The 472-nt window shown below is 62.3% G+C and carries 1 protein-coding gene; it reads left to right on the top strand.

Annotated elements, in window-relative coordinates:
- Window positions 1-268: 268 nt before the first annotated feature.
- Window positions 269-472: hypothetical protein (locus tag AC5RWQ_RS30395; protein WP_494286031.1), on the top strand; the 204-nt coding region annotated here is incomplete at its 3' end.

Here is a 472-nt window from a genome sequence, read left to right as displayed (position 1 = left end):
TCCGGCGGCGTTGCTGTCAGCGTTGCTGTCGACAGCTGTTCCGCCGGCGGCTCAGGCGACGCCCGCTGAGGTTGCCCGTCAGAGCTAAGCGCAGGCGACCGTTGAGCCGGTTGACAGTGCCCCTTGGACCGACGCGACGGCGACGGGCAGTCACTGAATGTTGTCAACTCAACGATCTTCCCCCAACAAGCCATTTTCGTTAGTCTGTCCACTCCGGCTCACCCAGGGTGGCGGCCCGGTGTCACCCCGTCTATGCGAAGGGGTATAGGTGTCCCTAGCTGAGGAGTCAGCCGCCGACCCAGAGTCGGTCGCCCCAAGCGCACCTCGTCCTGTCCTCACCGTCGCCGACCTGCAGGCCGGCCCTAGGCTGACGCCGAAGCAAATCATCCGCTTTCTCTACGATGCCGCCCAGTGGGAAGAGTTCATCGAAGAATGGGTGAAGACGCTAGTTCCCAAATATGCAAAGGTGGAA

It is taken from the genome of Micromonospora sp. BS32 (assembly GCF_059089345.1).
The sequence above is the reverse complement of the archived record's forward strand: the minus strand, read 5'-3'. Positions and strand labels throughout refer to the sequence as shown.